Annotated in this window: 1 protein-coding gene; it reads right to left on the bottom strand. The window is 65.9% G+C overall.

Features of this window, described 5'->3' with window-relative positions; all coding sequences use genetic code 11:
• A partial coding sequence (locus V1Y59_RS23655) for an IS30 family transposase (RefSeq protein ID WP_431309288.1) occupies positions 1 to 989 on the bottom strand: 989 nt, incomplete at its 3' end.
• Between the last annotated feature and the right edge of the window lie 241 nt (positions 990 to 1,230).

The following is a 1,230-nucleotide window of genomic DNA, read 5'->3' as shown; positions in this document are numbered from 1 at the left end:
CAGAAGTACACCTGCATGTCGGTCGCGACCGCGATCTGCTTGTGTCGGGCCAGTTCGGCGCCCTGGTCCCAGGTGAGCGACCCGCGTAGGTGCGCGGGCAGGTCCTTCATCGCGGTGATGAGTGCGTCGCGGACCTGTTCGGCGTCGTGTCCGTCGGGAAGGTGTAGCAGCATCGTGTAGCGGGTGGCGCGTTCGACGAGGGTGCCGATCGCGGTTTTGTTCTGCTCACCGGTGATCAGATCCCCTTCCCAGTGGCCGGGAACGGCGCGGTCGGCAACTTCGGCGGGACGTTCGCTGATCATCACCATCGGGTCGATGAACCGCTGATACCGCTCGCCTTCTTTCCGCCGCGGCTTGCGTCTGGTGCGCCCGGTTCGGAGTGCTTGCTGCACTTCGCGTTTCAGCCCTCCTCGGGCTTGGAAGTATAAGGCTTGATAGATCGTTTCGTGGCTCACCCGCATACTCTCGTCGTCGGGATGATCCCGGCGCAGGCGATGCGAGATCTGCTCCGGCGAGAGCTTCCTCGACAAGCCTTCCTCGACCGCTGCCCGTAGGACCGTGTTCACCACCAGCTTGGACTGCTTGGGCCGCGCCCGGGCCGCCGCTGCGGCCCGATCCGCCTGGTGCGGCAGATACCGGCCGGCGACACTATGCGCACGCACCTCGCGGGAGATGGTCGAGACGTCCTTCCCGATCCGCGCGGCGATGGTCCGCATCGAATCCTTGACCACCAGCCCGTCAGCGATCGCAATCCGATCCTCCAGCGACAGATACCGATCGCTGATCACCGAGACAGCGACATCCGGGCAGGTCATAGTGGCCACGGGCTGTTTGTAGACGGTTCCGTGGTGGTAGTCCACGACCCGCCCGTCCGGATAGATCCGCGTGTTGCGCGTTTGCCGGATTCCCTGACGCCAGTCCCGGCCGGTGCGTTCGTTGACCCCGACTTCGCGGGCCGCTCGCACCGCCGACCAGCCCTGCCCAACCAACTCAAGGAACCGCTTCTTGGCCTCCGGCTTACCGACCGCCTTCAGCTTCGCGGCGGAGACGAGACCAGCATCGACCAGGACCCGGCGAGCAACCGAGAACGCCACATCGCACTCGATCGCAGCCCTGTTGATCGAGCCGGTCCTAGTGAACACAGCCACGATCCGTCCCGGATCAGCCGGCTTACCCGGCCCGCGTGGCCGCCCTACCGGCCGGCCGATCGCCCGGAGAATCGCGTAGCAC

The organism is Gordonia prachuapensis (assembly GCF_036350515.1).
GTDB classification, from domain to species: Bacteria; Actinomycetota; Actinomycetes; order Mycobacteriales; family Mycobacteriaceae; genus Gordonia; species Gordonia prachuapensis.
Note: the sequence above shows the minus strand (reverse complement) of the source record. Positions and strands in the feature narration are given on the sequence as shown.